The 21288-nt window shown below is 60.7% G+C and carries 25 protein-coding genes; 12 read left to right on the forward strand and 13 right to left on the reverse strand.

Going from position 1 to position 21288, the window contains the following annotated elements; all coding sequences use genetic code 11:
• Positions 1-18: 18 nt before the first annotated feature.
• The 5 genes from HQ843_RS00730 (at position 19) to HQ843_RS00750 (ending at position 5567) form a co-directional block, all read left to right on the forward strand.
• Positions 19-702 (forward strand): TetR/AcrR family transcriptional regulator, encoded by a 684-nt coding sequence (locus tag HQ843_RS00730; protein ID WP_180900280.1) that lies wholly within the window; start codon positions 19-21, stop codon positions 700-702.
• Positions 703-795: 93 nt separating this feature from the next.
• Positions 796-1632: a metallophosphoesterase family protein gene (locus HQ843_RS00735; protein WP_180900279.1), complete on the forward strand. Its 837-nt coding sequence runs from the start codon at positions 796-798 to the stop codon at positions 1630-1632.
• A gap of 47 nt (positions 1633-1679) precedes the next feature.
• Positions 1680-2558 carry a histidinol-phosphatase gene (locus HQ843_RS00740; protein ID WP_180900278.1) on the forward strand — a complete coding sequence of 293 codons (879 nt, stop codon included), beginning with the start codon at positions 1680-1682 and terminating at the stop codon, positions 2556-2558.
• A gap of 34 nt (positions 2559-2592) precedes the next feature.
• Complete coding sequence (locus HQ843_RS00745) at positions 2593-3117, forward strand: GNAT family N-acetyltransferase (protein ID WP_180900277.1); 525 nt, start codon at positions 2593-2595, stop codon at positions 3115-3117.
• Positions 3118-3209: 92 nt separating this feature from the next.
• Entirely contained in the window at positions 3210-5567 is a 2358-nt protein-coding gene (locus HQ843_RS00750) for a glycoside hydrolase family 3 C-terminal domain-containing protein (RefSeq protein WP_246710241.1), read from the forward strand.
• Here HQ843_RS00750 and HQ843_RS00755 read toward each other — a convergent pair.
• The 7 genes from HQ843_RS00755 to HQ843_RS00785 form a co-directional block, all read right to left on the reverse strand.
• Positions 5564-6336 (reverse strand): IS5 family transposase gene (locus HQ843_RS00755; RefSeq protein ID WP_246710122.1). Its coding sequence is split into 2 segments (ribosomal slippage): positions 5564-6006 and positions 6006-6336, totalling 774 coding nucleotides; the frame shifts between segments, so codons are not numbered across the junction. The genes HQ843_RS00750 and HQ843_RS00755 overlap by 4 nt on opposite strands.
• Before the next feature lie 26 nt (positions 6337-6362).
• Positions 6363-6572 carry a hypothetical protein gene (locus HQ843_RS00760; RefSeq protein ID WP_180900275.1) on the reverse strand — a complete coding sequence of 70 codons (210 nt, stop codon included), beginning with the start codon at positions 6570-6572 and terminating at the stop codon, positions 6363-6365.
• A complete protein-coding gene (locus HQ843_RS00765; RefSeq protein ID WP_180900274.1) occupies positions 6565-7173 on the reverse strand; it encodes an SCO family protein in 609 nt (202 codons plus the stop codon). The genes HQ843_RS00760 and HQ843_RS00765 overlap by 8 nt, the downstream gene beginning before the upstream one ends.
• A 117-nt stretch (positions 7174-7290) precedes the next feature.
• A complete protein-coding gene (locus HQ843_RS00770; RefSeq protein WP_180900273.1) occupies positions 7291-8319 on the reverse strand; it encodes a DUF1775 domain-containing protein in 1029 nt (342 codons plus the stop codon).
• Positions 8320-8379: 60 nt separating this feature from the next.
• Positions 8380-8742 (reverse strand): hypothetical protein, encoded by a 363-nt coding sequence (locus HQ843_RS00775; protein ID WP_180900272.1) that lies wholly within the window; start codon positions 8740-8742, stop codon positions 8380-8382.
• A gap of 144 nt (positions 8743-8886) precedes the next feature.
• Positions 8887-9168, reverse strand: coding sequence for a hypothetical protein (locus HQ843_RS00780; protein ID WP_246710242.1), 282 nt, complete (start codon positions 9166-9168; stop codon positions 8887-8889).
• Positions 9165-10235, reverse strand: coding sequence for a CobW family GTP-binding protein (locus tag HQ843_RS00785; protein WP_246710243.1), 1071 nt, complete (start codon positions 10233-10235; stop codon positions 9165-9167). Before HQ843_RS00785 ends, HQ843_RS00780 begins: the two co-directional genes overlap by 4 nt.
• 138 nt (positions 10236-10373) lie before the next feature.
• Between HQ843_RS00785 and HQ843_RS00790 the strand changes: the two genes are divergently transcribed.
• Positions 10374-11414: a CobW family GTP-binding protein gene (locus HQ843_RS00790; RefSeq protein WP_180900270.1), complete on the forward strand. Its 1041-nt coding sequence runs from the start codon at positions 10374-10376 to the stop codon at positions 11412-11414.
• Between the two features lie 214 nt (positions 11415-11628).
• On the opposite strand, the gene HQ843_RS00795 is transcribed toward HQ843_RS00790, so the two are convergent.
• Together HQ843_RS00795 and HQ843_RS00800 are read right to left on the reverse strand one after the other, a co-directional pair.
• Positions 11629-12936, reverse strand: coding sequence for an ATP-binding protein (locus HQ843_RS00795; protein ID WP_180900269.1), 1308 nt, complete (start codon positions 12934-12936; stop codon positions 11629-11631).
• Complete coding sequence (locus HQ843_RS00800; RefSeq protein ID WP_180900268.1) at positions 12936-13595, reverse strand: response regulator; 660 nt, start codon at positions 13593-13595, stop codon at positions 12936-12938. The genes HQ843_RS00795 and HQ843_RS00800 overlap by 1 nt, the downstream gene beginning before the upstream one ends.
• Before the next feature lie 109 nt (positions 13596-13704).
• Between HQ843_RS00800 and dsbD the strand changes: the two genes are divergently transcribed.
• The 3 genes from dsbD to HQ843_RS00815 are packed head-to-tail and all read left to right on the forward strand — an operon-like array spanning position 13705 to position 16850.
• Positions 13705-15513, forward strand: coding sequence for a protein-disulfide reductase DsbD (dsbD, locus tag HQ843_RS00805; RefSeq protein ID WP_180900267.1), 1809 nt, complete (start codon positions 13705-13707; stop codon positions 15511-15513).
• Between the two features lie 21 nt (positions 15514-15534).
• Positions 15535-16164: a DsbA family protein gene (locus tag HQ843_RS00810; RefSeq protein ID WP_180900266.1), complete on the forward strand. Its 630-nt coding sequence runs from the start codon at positions 15535-15537 to the stop codon at positions 16162-16164.
• Positions 16161-16850 carry a L,D-transpeptidase gene (locus HQ843_RS00815; RefSeq protein WP_180900265.1) on the forward strand — a complete coding sequence of 230 codons (690 nt, stop codon included), beginning with the start codon at positions 16161-16163 and terminating at the stop codon, positions 16848-16850. The genes HQ843_RS00810 and HQ843_RS00815 overlap by 4 nt, the downstream gene beginning before the upstream one ends.
• Here HQ843_RS00815 and HQ843_RS00820 read toward each other — a convergent pair.
• On the reverse strand, positions 16847-17092 hold the full coding sequence (locus HQ843_RS00820) for a hypothetical protein (protein ID WP_180903376.1): 246 nt from the start codon (positions 17090-17092) through the stop codon (positions 16847-16849). The genes HQ843_RS00815 and HQ843_RS00820 overlap by 4 nt on opposite strands.
• Before the next feature lie 10 nt (positions 17093-17102).
• Between HQ843_RS00820 and HQ843_RS00825 the strand changes: the two genes are divergently transcribed.
• From HQ843_RS00825 to HQ843_RS00835, 3 genes are read left to right on the forward strand one after another with little or no spacing between them, the layout of a single operon-like run.
• Entirely contained in the window at positions 17103-17378 is a 276-nt protein-coding gene (locus HQ843_RS00825) for an ArsR/SmtB family transcription factor (RefSeq protein ID WP_371824609.1), read from the forward strand.
• Positions 17375-18433, forward strand: a complete 1059-nt coding sequence (locus tag HQ843_RS00830) for a permease (RefSeq protein ID WP_180903378.1) — start codon at positions 17375-17377, stop codon at positions 18431-18433. The genes HQ843_RS00825 and HQ843_RS00830 overlap by 4 nt, the downstream gene beginning before the upstream one ends.
• Positions 18434-18444: 11 nt before the next feature.
• Positions 18445-18681, forward strand: coding sequence for a thioredoxin family protein (locus HQ843_RS00835; protein ID WP_180900263.1), 237 nt, complete (start codon positions 18445-18447; stop codon positions 18679-18681).
• A 139-nt stretch (positions 18682-18820) separates the two neighbouring features.
• On the opposite strand, the gene phnE (HQ843_RS00840) is transcribed toward HQ843_RS00835, so the two are convergent.
• Genes phnE (HQ843_RS00840) through phnC form a run of 3 tightly spaced genes read right to left on the reverse strand, consistent with a single transcriptional unit; the run spans position 18821 to position 21257 of the window.
• Positions 18821-19630: a phosphonate ABC transporter, permease protein PhnE gene (gene phnE, locus HQ843_RS00840; protein WP_180900262.1), complete on the reverse strand. Its 810-nt coding sequence runs from the start codon at positions 19628-19630 to the stop codon at positions 18821-18823.
• The gene (gene phnE, locus HQ843_RS00845; RefSeq protein ID WP_180900261.1) at positions 19627-20439 is read right to left on the reverse strand and encodes a phosphonate ABC transporter, permease protein PhnE; all 813 of its coding nucleotides are present in this window, start codon (positions 20437-20439) and stop codon (positions 19627-19629) included. The genes phnE (HQ843_RS00840) and phnE (HQ843_RS00845) overlap by 4 nt, the downstream gene beginning before the upstream one ends.
• The gene (gene phnC / locus HQ843_RS00850; protein ID WP_180900260.1) at positions 20436-21257 is read right to left on the reverse strand and encodes a phosphonate ABC transporter ATP-binding protein; all 822 of its coding nucleotides are present in this window, start codon (positions 21255-21257) and stop codon (positions 20436-20438) included. Before phnC ends, phnE (HQ843_RS00845) begins: the two co-directional genes overlap by 4 nt.
• Positions 21258-21288 lie beyond the last annotated feature (31 nt).

Consider the following 21288-nt stretch of genomic DNA (forward strand, 5'->3'; position numbering starts at 1 on the left):
CGATGGAAATGAGACAAGATGAAGAATGCCCCCGATATCGCTGATGTGCCTGAAACGGAGACACCGTCTGCTCCGCGCCATCCCCGGCGCCCGGACCGCTCCCGCAACCGCATTCTGGAGGCGGCAATTCTGGAGTTCTCCGAGAAGGGCTTCGCAGGCGGCAGGGTGGATGAAATCGCCGAGCGCGCCGAAATCGGAAAGCGCATGCTTTATCACTACTTCGGAAACAAGGAGAAACTGTTCCTGGCGGTCATAGAGAAGGTCTATCTCGATCTCTGGGCGGCAGAGGCCGCGCTTGAGCTCGATCGGCTGCCGCCACGCGAAGCGCTTGCCGAGCTCGTGACCTTTGTCTGGAACTACTATCTGGACCATCCGGAGTTCATAACGCTGCTGAATGAGGAAAACCTGCTCAAGGCGCAGAATTTCCGCCATTCCCGGATACTTCGGGAAGGCGCGGAACATTCGCAGGATCTTGTGGAGGAGGTTCTCGCCCGAGGCGTGGCGGAAGGCGTGTTCCGGCCCGGTATCGATCCGGTGCAGCTAAGCCTGACCATTACTTCTGTTTGCTATTATTATCTGACCAATCACGCCACCAGCTCCATCGTCTACGGTCGCCGGCTGATGACCAAGAAGGCGCAAGCCGAGCGGCTGGCCTTCAATGTCGAGTCTATTCTGACCATCGTTCAGGCGGCCCCGCTGTGAGCCGCCTTGCATTTCTTCTGGAGCATTTCCAGTGATCCCGATTTCACCGGAAATGCTCGAGGGTAGACCTTCCTGCTTGAGGCAAGAATTTTCATGAAAATTGCTGTTTTGGCCGACGCGCATATCGGCACTGAAAAACCTGTCTTCGTTCCCAATTGGGAGAAGGTTGTAAGCCACGTGAATGAGCGATCCGACATCGATCTCATTGTGGTGCTTGGCGATCTCACCCTTGATGGCGCCAAGCTGGACGCTGACCGGGCCTTCGGGCGCGATGCCATCGCGGCGCTGCGGGCGCCGGTTCTTGTTCTGCCGGGCAATCATGACGTTGGCGACATCGCCCGCGACACGCTGCAACCGGCGGATAATGACCGGCTTGCCCAATGGGAAAAGCATTTCGGCCCCTGGCACTGGCATTCTGACGCGGTTGACGGGTGGCGATTGCTGGGCGTCAACAGCCAGATCCTCGCCACAGGCCTCCCGGAGGAAAGCGCGCAGTGGTCATCACTGGAACAGGCCGCCGAGGGCCGCGGCGAGAGAAAACTCGCGCTCTTTTCCCACATGCCGCTTTTTCTGGAACACTGGGACGAGCCGGATCGCCCCGCATGGGCCATTCCCGCGCCGGCGCGGCAACGCCTGCGGCTTCTCATTGAGGAACACGCCATCAAGGCCGTCATTGTCGGTCACATCCACAGAGTTCTGGATCGGCGCTGCGAGGGCGGACCGGCCTTTATCTGGGCGGCGGCATCAAGTTTCCTTACCCACGACGAGTCCATGCCGCCACAACATGGAAAAGAACTGCTCGGCTACACGGTTCTCGACTTCCGGCAGGATGAGGTGGTGTCCGAGTTCGTGGCCGTCGAGGCGCTGATGAAAAGCTACATCGAAGACTATAAGGGCTCGATCTATCGCTCGCCGGCGAAAGACGCCTGATCGTATTTGTGTTTGAGTAATTTGACGCGCCGCAGGGGAAATGGGCAATGGTCTGGTTCAGCTATCACGGAGGGCATTCGGGCGAGTTCTGTGATCACGCTTCCTCCTCTCTGCAGCAGGTTGTTCAGGCCGCCATTGACGAAGGCTTCACCCATTACGGCCTCAGCGAACATTGCCCGCGCTACAGAGAACAGGATCTCTATCCCGGCGAGGAAAGGCTCGGCATTGAAGGACTGATCAGGGCGTTTGAGGGATATGTGATCCGCGCGTTCGCATTGCGCGAAGAATATGCCCGGCATATCGAGTTGCTGGTCGGCTTCGAGACCGAGAAATTGCCGCCGGAGAACTGGCTCGAAGCGATGCTGTCGCTGAAAAGCGCCCATCCCTTCGATTATGTCGTGGGAAGCGTCCATGACATCAACGGTCGATGGGTAGACTATTCCCCGCAGGAGACAAGTCGGCTGGCCGAAGATCTGGGCGGCACGGAAGCGCTGCAACTGGCCTATTTTCGATCCGTGACCGACATGGTCGAACAGTTGCGCCCCGACATCGTCGCCCATCTCGATCTGGTGCGCAAATTCGAACCGCCGGGCTTTTCCTTCTCCGACCGGGTCGCCAAGGAGATCGAACGGCTTCTGGATGCGATCCAGGCATATGGTGGCGTCATAGACGTGAACTGCGCGGCATTCCGCAATGGCTATGGTCCAGTCTATCCTCTGCCGCAAATTCTGTCGCGCGCCAGACAAATGGGGATTCCGGCCACCTTCGGAGATGACAGTCACGGCGTGGACACTGTTGGCGTCGGGCTCGAACAGTCCCGGCAAGCCATTTGCGCCGCCGGCTACAGCCAGATCTCCTATCTCACCCGTGATCATGGCTGGCAAAGCGCCGATATCGCCGAAGTCAGGCCCAGGCGCTCCGTTTGAGACAGGCCATTCAAAGCAACACAAGAAACAGAAAATGACAGACCAACAAAATCTGGCCATCCGTCGGGCAACCGCCGACGATATCGGCTTTATCATGACAGTCGAACGGCAGCCCGGTTATGCCGAACGCGTCGGCGCCTATGATGCGGAGGCTCATGCCAAGAAGCTGGGCACGACTGGATGCCGTTATTACATTGCGGTGTTCGGCGACAAGCCGGTTGGCTTTGCCGTTCTGCGGCAGAATGACGACGGCATGGGCGTGGTCAATCTGAACCGGATCGCCGTCCATCCCGAGGATCGCGGGATTGGAACCGAGTTTGTCCGATGCATCGCCGGAGAGGTTTTTGCAGATCTCGACAATGACAGACTATGGCTCGATGTCCTGCCTTCCAACCTGAGTGCCAGGCATCTCTATTCCAAGGTGGGATTCGTCGAAGAGGGCCTGATGCGCAGCGCACTGCGCTATCCGGATGGCCGGAGGATGGATCTCATCCTGATGTCCCTGCTTCGAACCGACTGGGAAGCCGCGCCCATCGAAAGGCAACACGATGCCGCCTGAAGACGGCCTTTCCGGCAGCGCTCGTTGATCTCTGCAAACAACGATCCTGAACCGCTCGCCCAGCGCCCAACCCGCAAGACCAGGAACCGAACATGCCTTCTTCGCCCTCTATTGACCTCATGGAAGATAAAAGAGCCCCGGAGCTGCTTGCCAGCATGACCGCAGCCGAAAAGGCCGCGTTCCTGTCTGGCAACGGCATGTGGAAGTCCGCAAGGCTCCAGCGGCTGGGCATCGATCCGGTGGTCATGACGGACGGCACTTATGGGTTGAGGTATGATATTGCGCAGATTGACGGTGAACTTGCGCCGGGAGAAGAGCTGGATGCCTTTCTGAACACCGTCAATCAGCGCGCCAGCGAGATCGAGGACGCGGCGGGCGAAATCAAACCGGCAACCTGTTTCCCGAATGGATCTGCCTTGGGAAACAGTTGGGACACGGCGTTGATGGAGGAACTCGGGATCCTGCTTGGAAGGGAATGCCGGTCTTTGGGCGTCGATCTTCTGCTGGGACCGGGGATCAACATCCGTCGTACGCCGCTTGCCGGCCGCGCCTATGAATATTACTCGGAAGATCCGTTTCTGGCCGGCAAGCTTTCGGCGTCCGTCATCCGTGGAATACAGTCCCAGGGCGTTGGCGCTTCGCTGAAGCATTTTGCCTGTTACAATTGCGAAAACGAACGCATGACCATGGACAGCATCGTCGATGAGAGGGCGTTGCGGGAAATCTATCTCAAGGGGTTCGAAATCGCTGTTCGCGAGAGCCGTCCCTGGACAGTGATGTCGTCATACAATCTCCTCAACGGAGTCGAAGCCTCCCAGAACCATTGGCTGCTGACGGAGGTTCTCCGGGATGAATGGGGCTTTGACGGGCTTGTCGTCTCCGACTGGAACGCGATCAAGGATCGACCGGCATCCCTGATGGCCGGTTGCGACCTCGACATGCCTCAAAGTCCGCGCCGCATTGCCCGGCTGGAACAGGCGCTCGAGGATGGCGAAATTCCCGAGGAAGCCGCAGACAAGGCCTGTGCCCGTATGTTCGACCTATTGGGCCGGATCGAACGCGGCCGCGCGCATTCCGTCGAGCGATGTGATCACGCGGCGCATCATCAACGCGCACGCGCCATGGCCGCCGCCTCGATCGTTCTCGCCAGAAATGAGGGAAACCTCCTTCCCCTGCGTGACGTGCAATCCGTTCTGGTGGTGGGGCGCGATGCGTTGACCCCGGTGATTCAGGGATCTGGTTGCGCCACGACCTTGCCCACGATGATCGATGCCCCGCTGGAGGAATTGAGAAAATCGCTGGGTGAGAAGGTAAAGATCAGCCATCGGCCCGATTTGGACGCAGACACGCTGGAATGTGCTGCAGCGGCGGATGCGGTCATTGCCTTCGTGTCTACGGAAGGTCTTGGCGATGGAGAGGGGCGGGACCGCGTCACGCTCGGTCTCGGTCCCGGCCAGGATAACATGATCGAGGCGCTGGCCGCCGTCAGCGACAGGCTTGTCGTTGTCCTGAGCTGTCCAGACGCTGTCGAAATGCCCTGGATCGACAAGATCGCAGCTCTTCTGATCTGCTTTTACCCCGGCCAGGCCTTGGGAGGCGCCGTGGCCGACCTGCTTTCGGGAGCAGTCACGCCCTCCGGCAAGCTCTCCGTCACCTTCCCGCAAAGGCTTGAGGACGTGCCGGGACATCTGTCCTATCCGGGCGAACTCGATAAGTACTATTACTCGGAAGGCATTCATGTCGGCTACAGGGGGTATCTAAAAGGGAAAGTAAGACCCCTGTTTCCATTCGGCCACGGCTTAAGCTACACGCAATTCCGATACGATCAGCCTGCGCTTTCCAGTGATGGCATTTCCATCGACGGAACTATTTCCGTATCGTTCACCCTGACCAATATTGGCAATGTTGCGGGCGCGGAAATATCCCAGATCTATCTGGACGCAAAAGGAAAACAGGTCGGTCGAGCCGTGCGTGAACTCAAGGGATTTGCAAAAACATTTCTGCACCCGAACGAGTCCCGACAGGTCACTGTTTGCATCGAAGGAAGAGACTTGGCCGTCTGGCATCCCGAACGAGGCAAATGGGTGCTGGAGGATGAGAATGCCCGTCTGTTGATCGGCACATCCAGCGAAAACATCAAGGCGAGCATCGACTTGCGTCTCATGCCGTCGGATCTGCCCTGGAGACAGGTCGGGCCGCATACCAGGCCCGAGTTTATCCTGCCAAACCCTTACGCGATGAAGATCCTGCAAACCTTCCTTTCGCAGAGGCTGGGCATTACCGAAGTCGAGGCGGGGGCAGCTCTTAGGCGATGCAACGACTCGATATCCGGACTATTTGCCTCTCTGGAACGATATCTTCATATCTCGATAAGCGATGAAGAGGTGAGCGACCTCTTTTCGCAAATCAACGCCGCAATGAAATGCGCCGAAACCGGATTGGCATCCTAGGCCGTAGACTCGTAACGCTTTAACCATAGTCGCACAGAGAAGAGCTTGATTGCCGCGAGATAGTTGTCGGCGCGTTTGTCGTAACGCGTTGCAATTCCACGCGCTTCTTTGATGCGGTTGAAGAACCGCTCGACGAGGTTTCGATAGCGATAGAGGAACGAACTGAAAGCGAAGGTCTTTTTTCGGTTTCGCTTCGCCGGGATGTTGGCGAATGCCTTCGCCTGAGTTGCCGTGGCGCGGATGGCGTTGGTGTCATAGCCACGATCTGCCAAAAGCGTCGTTCCGGCATGAAGTCTGGTGAGCAGATCTTCGGCGTAGCGACAATCAGCATGCTGACCTTCTGAGAGGCGAAGATCAATCGGCAGCCCATCGGCATCGACGAGAGCGTGGATCTTCGTTGTCAGGCCGCCTCTGGAACGTCCCATGCTTCGATTGGCGCCCCCTTTTTACCGGTGGCGCCATGCTGATGCACGCGAACACAAGACGAGTCGATCATCTGAATATCGCCGTCGAAGGCGGAAGAAATCGCCGTGAGAAGGTGATCCCAGACACCAGCCCGCCGCCAGCGGACAAAGCGATTATAACAGGTGGTGTGAGGGCCATAGCGTTCCGGAACATCGGCCCATGGGCTGCCGGTACGAAAGCGCCAGAGTATGCCGTTGATCACACGGCGGTCATCGACCCGCGGTACGCCGCGGCTGTTATTGGGCAGAAGCGGCTCGATCACCGCCCACTCGAAATCCGTCAGGTCAAAACGTCGGCGCATCAATGGTCTCCTTTCCAGAAACCATTGAATCAAGTCATCGCACCCATGTGAACCCCATTTATGGGTTTACGGCCTAGGGTGCCGAGTGCCAAGGTCAGCAGGGTCACCGTGCAAATGACGACCTTGACGCCTTCCGGCGTCGAAACCGGCATGATACCGGCCGGCGCCAGCGAGAACAGCAGGAAGAACGCCAGCACGATACCGCCGATCAGATCGCGGTTTCGGCGCAACTCAGCCATCGTCGGTGTCGATCAGCCTCTTCAACTTCTCGATGGCCGTATCGTGATCCTCCTGATAGGCGATGGTGCTCTGCAGCACGCCGCCATCGTTCAGCAGAAACACCGAAGCCGTATGGTTCATCGTGTAGTCGCCGTCGGGGTCGTTCGGATCGAGCGGCACCTTTTCGTAAAAGATGCCGAAACCGTCCGCCATGGCGCGGACCTTGTCCGGATCGCCGGCAATGCCGGTGACGCGGTCGGTGACGTTGGCGAGGTAGAGCCGCATCATCTCCGGCGTGTCCTGTTCGGGATCGACCGTCACCCAGTAGGCGTCGATCATGTCGCCATTGGGATCGACCTCGTGCAGCCAGTTGTTGAGCTCGTAGAGCGTCGTCGGGCAGACCTCCGGGCAATGGGTGAAGCCGAAGAACAGCGCGGTTGGCTTCTCGCGGAAGGCGGCCTCGGTAATCTGCGAGCCGTCACCGGCGGTCAGCGTGAAGTCCGGTCCCATCGGGACATGCATCATCGCCGTGTTGGTCTCGTCGATCTGATAGACCAGCCAGCCGATCACGGCGCAGATGACGACGATGGCGGCCCACAGGGCGCGTCGAAAATTTTTCATCCTGGTATCCTGCCTCTTGCCACAGCGATACATGCAGCAGGCATGTCGCCCGCCGCATGACGCGGCGTTGAAAACGATGAACGGCCGGAGCGTGTCCGGCCGTTCGCGCGGGAGGGGTTACCGGGATCCGGCATCCATCTTCATGTCACCGTGGTCCATCGCGCCATGGTCCATGCCATGCATGGAATGGCCGGCATCCTTCGCTGCGATGCTTTTCACGGCGAAGGGCACGGTCACCGTGCCGGCCTTTTCGAAGGTCAGCTCGACGTCGACGATGCTGCCTTCGGCGAGCGGCCCGTTGAGCTTCATGAACATCACATGCATGCCGCCGGGCGAAAGCGTCACGGTTTCATGGGCGGGAACCGGGATGCCATCGGTCATCCGGTACATCTTCATCACTTCCCCATCCATGCGCATGTTGTGAAGCTGCAGCTCGCCGGCGGCGTCGGAAGAGGCGGCCATGAGGCGGTCGTCGGTATCGCCATTGTTGGTGATCGTGAGGAAACCGCCGCCGACCGGAGCGCCGGGCAATGTGGCGCGGGCAAAGGCATCGGTGATGTCGAGATCGCCGAGCGTGACATGCTCCGGCGCCATGGCTTCTTGGTCGCCGTGATGGTGATGGCCTTGTCCGACTTCAACAGCGGTGACGGTCAGCTTGGGCGCGGGTTCGGCGTCGCCGGTCTCGCCCATGCCCGTCCAGTGATTGGCGCTGCCATCGGCGCAAAGCTGTTCGGCGGGGAAATAGAGCACCGTGCCGGGTGCAATGTCGGCCGAGAGCGAGCCGCGCATCACGAATTCGTCGTAAAAGGCATCCGGCAGTTCGCCGCCGTTCCAGATCACCTCGGTGACGCCCTCGCTGACCGGCGTGCCGTGGTTCATGTAGGTGTTGGCATAGGCGCCGATGACGGTTTCGAGCTGCCAGCCGGCATGCGGCATCGGCTTCACGCTGTAAAAGCCTTCCGGCACCTTGACCCGGATTTCGGTCGTGGCCGCGCCGTCGCAGCCATGGGGCACGCGGATGACGGCCTTGTAGCTGCCGCCGGCAGCGGCTTCGCCGGTTCCGAGCGTCATGTGGGCGTTGGCTGCGGAAAGGCCGGCAAGGCTGAGCGCGCCTGCCCATGCGAGCCGGTTCATGAAAGCGTTCATGGAAAATACTCCGTTTGCAATTGTCTGGATTTTCGGGCCAGTGATGGCCGGGTTGCAAAATCAGACTGCAAACGGTGGTGCGCGCGGATTGTAGTGGTCTGTGTGGACGACACGGAACGGCGTTTCGTCTTGAACGGCGAAGTGATGCGCGACAAGGCGGGTATAGGCCGGGACGGCCTCGTCCGGCGGCGGCGGCAGGATGGCGGCTTTCAGGCGGCAGGCATGGCAGGGGCCGTGGCTTGAGCCGCCGTCATCGGCGGGCCCGCTGCCGCAGAGAACGGTCTGGGAAGACGCCAGAAGCGAACTGTCGTCATGGTTCGTCAGGGCCGACATGTAGGGCTGATAAACGAAGGACAGCGCGAAGACGGCGATCACGGCCAGTGCCGCCGCCAGCTCCCGCAATGCTGCCTTCAATCCCCGCAAGCCTCAAGCCTCCCCGCCGTTCTGACGAGGCGCAGTGCGCCTCACAATCTCCGCAGAACAAGAATGCAAGCCGCTATTTATTGCAACTTGTCAATTTGACGCAAGCGAAATGCAAGCCAGACTCAGGATGCGCAAGGCGCAGCCTCAGCGCTCCTCGTGCGTCGCGGCCCTTCGAACATCATCGCGCGTGACGTCTATCATGGCTTTGTGGATGGAAAACTGAACGGTGTTTTGCCTGTGTTGCATGACCAGAACCACCGTTTCCCTTGGCGGGCAGCCGGGAAGATGGCAGGCCAGTTCGCTTGTCGAGACGACGGCAGCGTCCTCCAGTTCAAGGAGTTCGCGCGTCCAGCTTTTGATTTTCCGAGCCGCCTCAACGACACTTGGCTTTTTCGGCGCGAGCGGGTTCACAAATGCATTGCTCAAGCGGGCTTCCTCCTGCTTTTTTGAGACCGGGCTGTGAGGGCGGCGAACAGTTCGCGGATCTGCTTTTCCGGCAGATCCATGCCGATGAGAACGAGCCGTGTGCCGCGCTCTTCGCCCGGCCACCGCGGCAGGCGCACGGTCGGGTCCATCTTGTGCTGGACGGCATGGACCACCATCGGCCTTTCGGGGTCATCGCTGACGGCGATCAGCCCTTTCATGCGCAGGAGACCGCTGTTTTGCGGACTGACGAGCACGGCCAGCAAGATGCCGATCGCATCGGGATCAAGCGGGACGTCGCTCGACAGTGAGAAGACCTCGATCTCGTCGCCGTGGCGATTGGGGTCGTGTTCGTGCTCGGGGTGGGGGGAAAGACGCTCCATAGCCAGCCACCCTACGACATCCTCCGCCTTGTGCGCGACGGAGTAAGGCGTGGCGCCGAAAAGCGAAACGAGGTCGAAGCCGGGCGCGTGCCGGTCATGAAAGCGCGCTGCGGGATTGAGGACGCCAAGCTCCGCCGCCCAGTCCCGCTCTTCCCTGGCGGCATCGGTTTTTGTGAGGATCACCTCGTCGGCGAAGGCCAGTTGCTTCCAGCCTTCGATGAAACTTGCGAGCGTGGAGCGTCCGTCAATCGTGTCGAAGGTCGTTATGACGCTCTGGAGATAAAAGTGGCGGGCAACGGCATGGTCGCGCAGCCCCAGGGCGGGGGCGCCACCGGGGATCACGCTATTGATGATCGGAGCGGGATCGGCAAGCCCCGTGGTTTCAATCACGACCCGGCCGACAGAACTGATCTCGCCTTTCATGCGGGCTTCGTGCAATTCGTAAAGCGAGGTGCGGATGTCGCTGGCGGCCGAGCAGCAGAGACAGCCTGTCGTGGTGCGCATGTAGCGCTCCGAACCGGTGCGAACCAGATCGTGATCAATGGCGATGGCGCCGAACTCGTTGATGATGACGGCTGTGTCGGCCATGCGGGGATCGCCGACAAGGTCATTGATCAGCGTAGTCTTTCCCGAGCCGAGAAAACCGGTCAGCAGCGTTACGGCAACCGGTTCGTAAAGCTGTTTCAAACCATTCCTCCTTGCGTTGGACATGTTGGCATTGCGCCGCCGCACTTGGCATTGACAGATAGTGGGCATGTAATGGTATTACATCAGTCAATAATTATAATGTTATAACGTATCGCCAAGTTTGAACGAGGCTCAATTATGGCTGGCATCGCCAATACCAAAACACCCGTTACGGTGCTTACCGGCTATCTTGGCTCGGGAAAGACAACGCTTTTGAACCGCATACTGACGGAGCCGCATGGCAAGAAATTCGCTGTCATCGTCAATGAATTCGGCGAGGTCGGCATCGACAACGATCTTGTCGTCGATACAGACGAAGAAGTTTTCGAGATGAACAATGGCTGCATCTGCTGCACGGTTCGCGGCGATTTGATCCGTATCCTAGAAAGCCTTATGCGTCGGCGTGGCCGCTTCGATGGCATTCTGATCGAGACGACCGGATTGGCCGATCCGGCACCCGTCGCTCAGACCTTCTTTGTCGATGAAGACGTCCGATCAAAAACGCGACTCGACTCGATCATCACCCTCGTTGACGCTAAGCACTTTCTCGACGAACTCGATAAGGCGCATGAAGTGCAGGAACAGATCGCGTTTGCGGATACGATCGTCCTCAACAAGGTCGACCTCGTCGACGAGCGCGTATTGACCGCCGCCGAAGACAGGATCCGTCGGCTCAATCCAACCGCCAGCATCCTGCGCTCGGAACGTTGCGACCTTGATATCGCCAGTCTTCTCGATCGCAAGGCTTTCGACCTCGACCGGGTTCTCGAGGTCGAACCCGAATTCCTCGACGAGGCGCATGATCACGAGCATGACGACCACATCAACAGCTTTTCCCTCGTCGAAGGTCGCCCGATGGACCCGGAAAAATTCTTTCCCTGGATTCAGTCCACCGTTCAGAATTTCGGTATCGATCTGCTGCGTATGAAGGGGATTGTCTCGTTTGACGGCGATGATGATCGCTATGTCATCCAGGGTGTTCACATGCTGCTCGAAGGCGATCATCAGCGCGCCTGGAAGTCTGAAGAGCCGCGCACGACGCGGCTGGTCTTTATCGGCCGCAATCTGCCGAAAGACGTCATCTCGGATGGCTTTGCAAAGTGCTGCGTCGTCACACAAGGCTGCGCCGGAGGCAACACTGATCGGGACCATATGGGAACGGTAACCATTTCGTTCTGAAATGGCCGTTTTCCGTGAGGGCGGCGGCTTCCTTATTCTGAACCCCCCAACCCGGTGCCTGAGCGTGCAGGAAGCGCCCAGGATTCAGCGGTGCAATACCGCTCAATCGACCAAGTGTGAATTCCTGTCCGGCTCTCGATCCCCGGATGAGCAGTTTGCCGACTGAGGTAAATCGCCGAAACCTCGCGGCTTTTCTGGCCTTCCCGATGCCATCTCAAAGCGGGCTGATGGTCACGCGGAAGCCCTTGCGGTCAGGGAGATTATCGAAGGTGAGTGCCGCGCCCAGGCGGCTTGCGGCCATCGCTGCTATCGTAAGCCCGAGGCCGGTTCCCGGCATTCTGTTGTCGCGACCGCGATAGAAGCGCCGCGTCAGCAATGCCAGATCGTCTTCGCGCACGCCTGGCCCGCTGTCCTCGACGCAAATTCCCGCGCCATTGGCCGTGACGCGCCATCGCACGCGACCGTCCTTCCCGGCGTGCTGAAGCGCGTTTTCGTGCAGGTTGCGCAGGACGAGATGCAGCATCTCGGCGTTGGTGACCAAAGCCGTGCGGGCGAGTTCATCATCGAACATCGTCTCGCCACTCTTCGGAATGCCTTCGACGACATCGTCCAGTATGTCGCCGATGATGAGCCGCTCACGCCTGACCTTCTCCGGTTCGGCCTCCAGTCGCGCCAGCGTCAGCAACTGACGAACCAGCCTGTCGGTCCTGTCGACCGAGACGAGGATCTGGCCAAGCGCCTGGTCGCGGATCGTGTCGTCCTTGGCCGCGCGGGCGATCTGGGCCTGCATGCGCAGTCCGGCAAGCGGGGTTTTCAGCTCATGGGCGGCGAAGGCTGTCAGTTCGCGCTCGTGTCTGCGGGCAGCATCGACCTTGCCGAACAGGCCATTCAGCGCATCCACGAGCGGCCGCACTTCCAGCGGCGCGTCCTCGGCATCGATGGCGCGCATGTCTTCGCCATCGCGGGCCGTGATATCATGGGCGATACGGTTGAGCGGACGAAGGCCGCGCCCGAGGCTGAGCCAGATCAGGAAGCCGAACACCGGCAATATCAGCGCTGCGGGGATCACCAGGCCGGCCAGAAGGTCGCGCACCAGCCGGTCTCTGAGGCCGATGCGGTCGCCCACCGCCACGCGTACGCCCTTGTCGACATCAATGATGGTGTAAACCCGCCATGCCTCGCCATTGACCTCGGCGTCACCGAAACCCGCTTCGTTCAGCGCGATGCTTTCAGCCGGCGCACCGCTGGAACGGGCAACAAGATGTCCGTCGAGCGACCAGATCTGGCAGGAAAGCTGCTTTTCATAGTCAACCGGCGCAAACGCGCCATTTTCGCGCGCGGCATTGATATCGCTGGTGGAAACCAGCGAATGCACCATGCGTGCGGCCTCCTGGAGGCGGGTGTCGAGCACGTGCTGAACCTCCAGCCGGCTCCATGTGGAAATCCAGATCACGCCCGCGGCCCAGATGGCGGCGGAAGCGACAACCAGAAGAATGAACAGGCGGCGGCGCAGAGAGTTCATCAGACCGGCCTCATGCGGTAGCCAAGCCCGCGAACCGTGTCGATGCTGGTCCGGCCGATCTTGGCCCGCAGGTTATGGATGTGGACCTCGATGGCGTTGCTCTCGATTTCTTCCTGCCAGCCGTAGAGCCGGTCTTCGAGCTCCTGCCGGGATCGGATAACGCCTGGCCGCTCCATCAGCGCCATCAGGATCGCGAATTCGCGGCGTGAAAGGATGACGTCCCGTCCGTCAACGCTCACCAGCATCCTGGAAGGGTCAAGCGCGATGCCATTGGCGGTCAGGGTCGGTCCGGCGCGCCCATGCCCCCTGCGCGTGACGGCGCGCAGACGCGCGGCGAGTTCCTCCAGATCGAAGGGCTTGCCGATGTAATCGTCGGCGCCGACATCAAGCCCGCGGATCCGGTCCGACGTTTCGTCAAGCGCGGTCAGCATCAACACGGGCGTCCGGTTGCCGGCCCGTCTTATCTCTGCCAACAGGTCGAGCCCGGAGCCGTCCGGCAGCATGAGGTCGAGGATGATCGCATCGAACCGGCCGGCACTGATTGCCGCGCGCGCATCCACACAGGTGGCGACGGCATCGACAGTCTCGCCATTCAGCCCCAGGCCAACGGCAAGGCCATCGGCCAGGACGGGATCATCCTCGATCACAAGTATGCGCATGGCGTTTTCCGTCTTCCCGTATGAACGGGACCCTTCTTTTCCCGAAAGCTTAAGACTGGCTTAAGCTGACGCAACGATCTGGGGCCACTTGCTCAATCGAGAATGGCCCATGACCGCAATGATCAGGTTCCTGCTTGCCTTCCCTGTCGCCGTTTTGCTGCTTGCCGGCATGGCGGGCGTTTCCTGCGCTGAGATGCCACGACCAGCCGATGAGGTCTTTCGCCTGCAGGCCGACCGCGACAGCAAAGGCGCCGTAACGCTGGACTGGACGATCGCGCCAGGCACCTATCTTTATCGCGACAGCCTGAAGGCAGGCGAGGACGGAGCACCGGTTCCACTCGCCTTGCCTAAAGGCGAAGAAAAACAGGATCCGAACTTCGGCCGTGTGGAAGTCTACCACAATCGTGTCAGGGCCGCGCTCCCGCAACAGCCTGTAACCGGTACGCTGACGGTGACCTATCAGGGCTGTGCCGAACAGGGGATTTGCTACCCGCCGGTCGAAAAGACCCTTGATCTGGCAAACCTTTCGATATCGGGGAGCGAGAGCCGGCTGAGCGCTGCCGCGGCCGAGCGCGGTCCCTGGCAAACCCCGACGATCATTCGACAAACCGATCCGGACACCACCGGCAAGGCGGACGGAACGCGTGAAGCCGATCGGACGGCATCCTATCTCACCGGCAATCTATTCCTGATGGTTGCGGGATTTCTGGGCTTCGGCCTGCTGCTGTCGCTGACGCCCTGCGTCTTCCCGATGATTCCGATCCTGTCGGCCACGCTGGCCGGAGCGGGCAAAAGGCTTTCGACCGGTCGGGGGTTTATCCTGTCGCTTTCCTATGTGCTGGCGATGGCCGCGGCATACGGGCTGGTCGGCCTGTTCGCCGGCCTGTCCGGCGCCAATCTGCAGGCGGCGCTCCAGACGCCCTGGGCGCTTGGCCTGTCGGCGACCGTGTTCGTGGTGCTTGCCCTCGGCATGTTCGGTGTTTTCGAGCTTCAACTGCCCCCGGGGCTTGCCTCACGTCTTGCCGGTCACGGTCGCGGTGGTTCGGTGGCGGGCGCCGCTGTTATGGGCTTTGGCTCCGCGCTCATCATCGGCCCCTGCGTCACCCCGCCTCTGGCGGCGGCCATGCTTTATGCCATCAAGACCGGCGAGGCGGCCAAGGGCGCCATCGCGCTTTTTGCACTGGGGCTCGGAATGGGGATGCCGCTGATTGCCTTCGGCACCTTCGGGGCCCGTATCCTGCCGAAATCCGGTCCCTGGCTTGTCGTGATCCGTCAGGCCTTCGGTATCGTCTTTCTTGGCGTCGCCGTGATGCTCGTTGCGCGGCTTCTGCCGCCGGCCGTCTCGCTTGCCCTTTGGGGCGCGGTGGCCATCGGTCTCGCCGTCTTTGCCGGCGCCTTTGATCGCCTTTCTGCCACAAGCGGCTGGGGACAGCGCGCAGCCAAGGCCGGCGGTCTCGTGACGTTCATTGCCGGCGCGGTCATGCTTGTCGGCGCGGCGGCCGGCGAAGGCGACCCGCTGCGTCCGCTGGCATTTCTGGCCGGCGCTTCTGAACCCCGGCATCAGGTCGCTGAAAAGCAGGTCACTTCTCTGTCTGCGTTTGACGAAGCGCTTGCCGGCTCCGGGCGAACGCCGGTGCTGGTCTCGTTCACCGCTGACTGGTGCACGATCTGCAAGTCCAACGAGAAGATCATGGCCGAACCGGCGATTGCCGCGCGCCTTCGGGACGTTGCCGTGATCATTGTCGACGTCACCCGTCAGAACCGCGACGCGCGGGCATTGATGGACCGGTTTTCCGTCGTCGGCCCGCCGACGCTCTTCCTCGTCGATCGCGACGGCCAGGAGGTCGGCAATTCGCGGATCACCGGCGCCATCACCACCGAAACCATCGCTCAAAACCTGTCCCGGGCCGGCGCCTGAGGACCAATGAAGGAGACCGATATGAAGCGCAGGACCTTCCTGGCCGCCGCCATGCTGGCGGCTTTCACAGTTGTCGGGGGCATGCCCGCAATGACCCAGAATATTGACATCAACGCCATTCTGCACGACCCCGACGCGCCCGAGGCGGGCAATCCCGAGGGTGACGTCACCATCGTCGCCTTCCTCGATTATAACTGCCCGTTCTGCAAGAAGTCGGCGCCCGACCTCGACCGCATCGTCAAAGAGGATGGCAATATCCGGCTCGTCTACAAGGACTGGCCGGTGCTTTCGGAGGCTTCTGTCTATGGCGCGCAACTGGCGCTCGCGGCCAAGTATCAGGGCAAATATGACGAAGTGCATCACGCATTGATGGCCGTGCCGGGTCATCAGGTCAGCGAGGACCAGATGCTCGAAGCGGTGCGCGCGACGAGCGTCGACATGCAGCAGTTGCAGGATGACGTCACCGGCCATCACGACCAGATCGCCGCGCTTCTGGGGCGCACGATGGAACAGGGCGACGCGCTCGGCCTTGTGTCGACGCCGACCTATCTGATTGGCCCGATGATGACGTCGACGCTCGATTACGATGGCTTCAGGGAAACGGTGGCGGAGGCCCGGCGCCGTCATGCCGCGGGAGAACGCGTCGAATGAGGTATCTTCCCGTCAGGTTGCTTCCGGTGCTCGTGGTCGCAGGTCTTTCTGCCTGCGCATCAACTGGTGCGCCCCCTCAGCCGGAAATGCCGAAGCCGGTTCTTGAGGACGCGCGATACGCGGCCGTCACCGATGAGCCGTTCAATGTACCGGCCGTCAATCTGAGGCAGTTCGACCCCGAATTCCGGCGCCAGATCGTTGATGATCCGACCGGCGAGCAGCCGGGCACGCTGGTCGTCGATCCGGAAAACCGGTTCCTCTATCTGGTGATGGATGACGGCAAGGCCATGCGCTACGGCGTGGGTGTCGGTCGTGCAGGCATGGAATGGTCCGGTACGGCCAATGTCGCCTACAAGCGCGAATGGCCGACATGGACGCCGACGCAGGACATGATCAGGCGAGATCCGGACACCTATCAGAAATGGGCAGGCGGAATGGATGGCGGGCCGACGAACCCGCTCGGTGCCCGGGCGCTCTATCTGTTCGAGGATGGCAAGGATACGCTTTACCGGATCCACGGCACCAACGAACCATGGTCGATCGGCCAGTCCATGTCGTCAGGCTGCATCCGGATGATGAACCAGGACGTCATGGATCTCTATCGCCGTGTGCCGGACGGTGCAAAGGTGGTCGTGCTGCCTGCCGGCAGGCAGGCGCCGGGACCTGTCACCTCCGAGAACTCCTAATTCATTTTAAAACTCTGCGCCGGCGTTGTGGCCGAAATGCCGGTGCAGAATGCATATCCTTCTGGTTTTCCGTCATAGCGTCCAAAGCGAAGCGAGATCAGCAACGACTTCAGCTGAACTTCAAAATCGAGGCATGGTTTCGGAGAGCCTCCCACGCTTGCGGGTACCGCGGGGCGCTTTTCACGCGCGCCGTTGATATGAATCAAGACGCATATGCGCTGATACGCATAAGAAACAGTCATGCAGGATTTGTTGGACGCGATCTCCGACCCGACCCGCCGCGCGGCGCTGGCCCTGATCTGGAATGATCGGGAGCATTGCGTGTGTGAATTGATGACGCGGCTGGGGGCCACCCAGAGCCGCATGTCGCGCCATCTGAAAGTGCTGCGGGATGCCGGGCTGATCCTCGACCGGCGCGATGCACAATGGGTGCGCTATCGCAAGAATCCGGACATCAGGCCCGAATTCGCGGCGGTGATCGATGCGGTTCTGGCCGCTGAAGCTTATGCGGAAAGGCAAAGCGCATGACTATCGCGACGCAGAGGTTGAAAAGCGGGCGGGATGGTTCCGCCCTCAGATGGTATCTCGGCATCGCGGGCGCTTCGGTGATCTGGTGGCTGGCCTATGGTCAACTGATCGCCTTCTCCGAATGGGCCACCACGCTTTTTCCCGTCGACCGCCAAAGCCACACCGGCGAGGCGATTGCCTTTTTCTTCTATGATGTTCCCAAGGTCTTGTTGCTTCTGACCGGCATCGTGTTTGTCACCGGCGTGTTGCGCAGCTGGTTCAGTCCGGAGAAAACCCGCGCACTGCTTGCCGGAAGACGCCAGATTTTCGGCTACCCCATGGCCGCGGCTCTCGGCGTTCTCACACCCTTTTGTTCATGTTCCTCCGTACCGCTTTTCATCGGCTTCGTTTCAGCCGGGATTCCGCTTGGCGTCACGTTTTCCTTTCTGATCGCAGGTCCGATGGTCGGACCTGTCGGACTAGGCCTGCTTTATGGCCTTGTCGGCTGGAAAATTGCGACGATCTATCTCGTCTTCGGCTTCACCATCGCCACGATTGCCGGTTGGGCTCTCGGGAAGATGCGGCTGGAGCGCTACCTTCAGGCGTGGGTGCGGGATATCAATGCGGGACCGGCGGGCGACCTCCCCGAGGAGCGGACGAGTTTTGCCGACCGGTTGAAGATCGGCCTTGAACAGGTCCGGGAGATTGTCGGCAAGGTCTGGATCTGGGTCGTGGTCGGGATATCCATCGGGGCGCTGATCCACGGTTATGTTCCTGAAGCGCTCATGCTCCGGGTCATGGGCGGCGAGGCGTGGTGGTCTGTTCCGGCTGCCGTCATCGTCGGCGTGCCGATGTACACCAATGCCGCGGGCGTTATCCCGATCGTCGAAGCGCTCCTGGGCAAGGGCGCTGCCCTTGGCACGACGCTGGCCTTCATGATGTCGGTCATCGCGCTTTCCCTGCCCGAGATGATCATCCTCAAACAGGTGCTGACCTACCGGCTGATCGCGATTTTCATCGCCGTTGTGTCTGCCGGTATTCTGGCCACGGGCTTCTTGTTCAACCTCATCCTCTGAAAGGAACGATCATGAAATCGATCAGGATTTATGGCCCCGGCTGCAAACGCTGCGAAGCAACGGAAGCCATGGTGAAAGCCGCCGCCGAAAAGCTCGGCATTGCCGCCGACATTGAAAAGGTGACCGATCCGAAATCAATAGCGATGGCAGGCGTGATGTCGACACCGGGCATAGCGGTTGACGGCAGGCTCGTTCACGCGGGGGGACTGCCGGACAAGGCCAAACTCGAGGCCTGGCTGTCGGCGTAGAATGAAGGAGCGGGGCAGCACTATCCGCTGTCCCGCTCAACTCTGCTGACGCAGGAAACCAGGTGCGCACCAGAGCATCGGGCGATGCTCCGGCCATTCCTTCGCCGCTCCGAGCGGACAACCTCCTGACAGTCCACATCTAGATAATCGCCTGTCGCACCCTTGCCGATACCCATTCCGACACAATGACGGTTGCGAGAATGACGACGAGAATCATCGTGACCTGCGGCCAGGCCAGCACATTGAGCGATGACTGCAGTTTCAGACCGAGACCGCCGGCGCCGACAAGGCCGAGGATCGCGCTTTCGCGGATATTGATGTCCCAGCGGAACACGGTGATGCCCCAGAAGGCGGGCTGCACCTGCGGAACGATGGCATAGTCCAGGATCTGGGCGTGGCTGGCGCCGGTCGCGGCAATGGCTTCGACCTGCGTCGCGTCAACCTCTTCAATCGCCTCATAGAGCAGCTTGCCGATGAAGCCGACCGAGCGCAGGCCGATGGCTATGACGCCGGGCAGGAGGCCCGGCCCCATGATGGCGACCAGCAGAAGCGCCCAGATCAGCGAATTGATCGAACGGCTGGCCACGATGACGAACAGGGCCGCAGGCCGCAGGATCATGGCCGATGGCGTGGTGTTGCGCGCCGCCAGAAAGGCGACCGGAACGGCAAGAACGACACCCAGCATGGTGCCGAGCGTGGCCATGTTCAAAGTGTCCCAGAGCGGCGCCCAGAGCTCGTTCATGTAAGACAGGCGCGGCGGCCACATCCGGCTGCCGATATCGGCGGCCTGCTTCGGCGCATCGCTCACGAAAGCCCAGATCGTGTCGCGCGTCATAACCTGCCAGCACCAGACGGTCAGCGCAACGAGGCCAAACCAGCCGGCCCAGATCATCAGCGATTGCCGGGATGTGCGGCGGCGCCAGACCGCGGGATAAGGGGCGTCGCTCATTGCAGGAACTTCCGGATATAGCTGGAACCGTACTCCGCCGCCATGACGAGGAGAATGATGACCAGGATGATCGCGCCGGCGCTGTCATATTCATAGCGGTCGATGGCGGTGTTCAGGGTCGCGCCGATGCCGCCCGCGCCGACAATGCCGATCACTGCGCTTTCGCGGAAATTGATGTCGAGGCGATAGAGCGACAAGCCGATGAGGCGCGGCATGACCTGCGGCTGGATGGCGTAGTTGATCATCTGCATCCATGAAGCGCCGGTTGCCCTGATCGCCTCCGCCTGCGCCTCGTCGATATCCTCGATGTCTTCCGCCAGAAGCTTCGACAAAAAGCCGATCGTGGCAAAGCTCAGCGTCAGGAACCCGGCAAACGGGCCAAAGCCGAACATCGCCACAAAGAAGATCGCGATGATGATTTCCTGCAGCGAGCGGCTGACGGCGATGATCGAACGGCAGACAAGATAGACAATCTTGGGCGAGACATTGCGCGCCGCGCCGATGCCGACCGGCACGGAGATGATGACGCCGGCCACCGTCGAGGTCAGCGTCATTGTCAGGCTCTCGATCAGCCCCTTTGAGATATCGCTCCAGCGGCTGGTAAAATCGGGTTGCAGAAAGCCGACCAGAAAGCGCGCGCCCCGCGACCAGCCTTCGACGATCCGCGCCCAGTTCGGGTCGAGCGTGGCAAGCGCGAGAACGAACCAGGCCGCAAACCCGATCTGAAGCCCTATCCGCCAGCCGCGATGGGTGAATACCTGCGGCGGACGCTTCCATGTCGTCGGATAAGTCGTCGGATAATTGCTCATGCGCCGAGCCTCGCAAGCACGGCCGCCTCTTCGGCTTCGGCGCTCTCGTCTTCCTGCGCGCCCTTGCGCATCGCGTTCCAGTCTTCCGCGCCGTAAATCTCGGTCAGCGCTGTCTCGCTCAGCGCGTCGGGGGGGCCGTCAAACACCACCTCGCCGGCACGCAGTCCGATAATGCGCTGCATGAACTGCTGCGCCAGCGGCACGTCGTGAATGTTCACAATGGCGGGAAGATTGCGTTCGGCGCAGATTTCGATCAGAAGCCGCATGATCTGGCGGCTTGTCTTGGGATCGAGGCTGGCCGTCGGCTCATCGACCAGCAGCAGTTCGGGTTCCTGGGCAAGCGCGCGGGCGATGCCGACACGTTGCCGCTGGCCGCCGGAGAGCGCGTCGGCGCGCTTGTCGGCCTGGTGCATCAGGCCGACGCGATCCAGCAGCCGATAGGCAAGACCGATATCGTCCGCGCTGTAGCGGCGGGTGAAGCTGGTCCAGAACCCGACATAGCCCAGCCGGCCGGACAGAACATTTTCCATGACGGTCAGCCGTTCGACCAGGGCATATTCCTGAAAAATCATGCCGATGCGGCGACGCATGGCCCGCAATTCGCGCTGCCCCTGGCCTGTGATCAACTTGCCGGATATTGCAACCGAACCGGAGGTCGGCTCGACGAGGCGGTTGACGCAGCGGATCAGCGTGGATTTTCCGGCGCCGGAGGGACCGATCAGTCCGACAACCTGACCTTCCGGCACGGTGAGGCTGACGTCGTTCAGGGCCTTGTCGCCGGTCTTGTAGGTTTTGGTCAGCGATTTGAGTTCGAGCATGACGGCTCCACAACAAGGGAACGGGCGGATG

Source organism: Martelella sp. NC20 (assembly GCF_013459645.1).
Lineage (GTDB): Bacteria > Pseudomonadota > Alphaproteobacteria > Rhizobiales > Rhizobiaceae > Martelella.

What these genes read in the sequence shown, in the direction of transcription:
- HQ843_RS00745 (WP_180900277.1), top strand. Translation starts at nt 2,593, where the DNA reads ATGACAGACCAACAAAATCTGGCCATCCGTCGGGCAACCGCCGACGAT.
- HQ843_RS00765 (WP_180900274.1), bottom strand. Translation starts at nt 7,173, where the DNA reads ATGAAAAATTTTCGACGCGCCCTGTGGGCCGCCATCGTCGTCATCTGC.
- HQ843_RS00740 (WP_180900278.1), top strand. Translation starts at nt 1,680, where the DNA reads ATGGTCTGGTTCAGCTATCACGGAGGGCATTCGGGCGAGTTCTGTGAT.
- HQ843_RS00810 (WP_180900266.1), top strand. Translation starts at nt 15,535, where the DNA reads ATGAAGCGCAGGACCTTCCTGGCCGCCGCCATGCTGGCGGCTTTCACA.
- HQ843_RS00770 (WP_180900273.1), bottom strand. Translation starts at nt 8,319, where the DNA reads ATGAACGCTTTCATGAACCGGCTCGCATGGGCAGGCGCGCTCAGCCTT.
- HQ843_RS00790 (WP_180900270.1), top strand. Translation starts at nt 10,374, where the DNA reads ATGGCTGGCATCGCCAATACCAAAACACCCGTTACGGTGCTTACCGGC.
- phnC (WP_180900260.1), bottom strand. Translation starts at nt 21,257, where the DNA reads ATGCTCGAACTCAAATCGCTGACCAAAACCTACAAGACCGGCGACAAG.
- phnE (WP_180900261.1), bottom strand. Translation starts at nt 20,439, where the DNA reads ATGAGCAATTATCCGACGACTTATCCGACGACATGGAAGCGTCCGCCG.
- HQ843_RS00820 (WP_180903376.1), bottom strand. Translation starts at nt 17,092, where the DNA reads ATGACTGTTTCTTATGCGTATCAGCGCATATGCGTCTTGATTCATATC.
- HQ843_RS00760 (WP_180900275.1), bottom strand. Translation starts at nt 6,572, where the DNA reads ATGGCTGAGTTGCGCCGAAACCGCGATCTGATCGGCGGTATCGTGCTG.
- HQ843_RS00795 (WP_180900269.1), bottom strand. Translation starts at nt 12,936, where the DNA reads ATGAACTCTCTGCGCCGCCGCCTGTTCATTCTTCTGGTTGTCGCTTCC.
- phnE (WP_180900262.1), bottom strand. Translation starts at nt 19,630, where the DNA reads ATGAGCGACGCCCCTTATCCCGCGGTCTGGCGCCGCCGCACATCCCGG.
- HQ843_RS00815 (WP_180900265.1), top strand. Translation starts at nt 16,161, where the DNA reads ATGAGGTATCTTCCCGTCAGGTTGCTTCCGGTGCTCGTGGTCGCAGGT.
- HQ843_RS00735 (WP_180900279.1), top strand. Translation starts at nt 796, where the DNA reads ATGAAAATTGCTGTTTTGGCCGACGCGCATATCGGCACTGAAAAACCT.
- HQ843_RS00750 (WP_246710241.1), top strand. Translation starts at nt 3,210, where the DNA reads ATGCCTTCTTCGCCCTCTATTGACCTCATGGAAGATAAAAGAGCCCCG.
- HQ843_RS00835 (WP_180900263.1), top strand. Translation starts at nt 18,445, where the DNA reads ATGAAATCGATCAGGATTTATGGCCCCGGCTGCAAACGCTGCGAAGCA.
- dsbD (WP_180900267.1), top strand. Translation starts at nt 13,705, where the DNA reads ATGACCGCAATGATCAGGTTCCTGCTTGCCTTCCCTGTCGCCGTTTTG.
- HQ843_RS00800 (WP_180900268.1), bottom strand. Translation starts at nt 13,595, where the DNA reads ATGCGCATACTTGTGATCGAGGATGATCCCGTCCTGGCCGATGGCCTT.
- HQ843_RS00730 (WP_180900280.1), top strand. Translation starts at nt 19, where the DNA reads ATGAAGAATGCCCCCGATATCGCTGATGTGCCTGAAACGGAGACACCG.
- HQ843_RS00830 (WP_180903378.1), top strand. Translation starts at nt 17,375, where the DNA reads ATGACTATCGCGACGCAGAGGTTGAAAAGCGGGCGGGATGGTTCCGCC.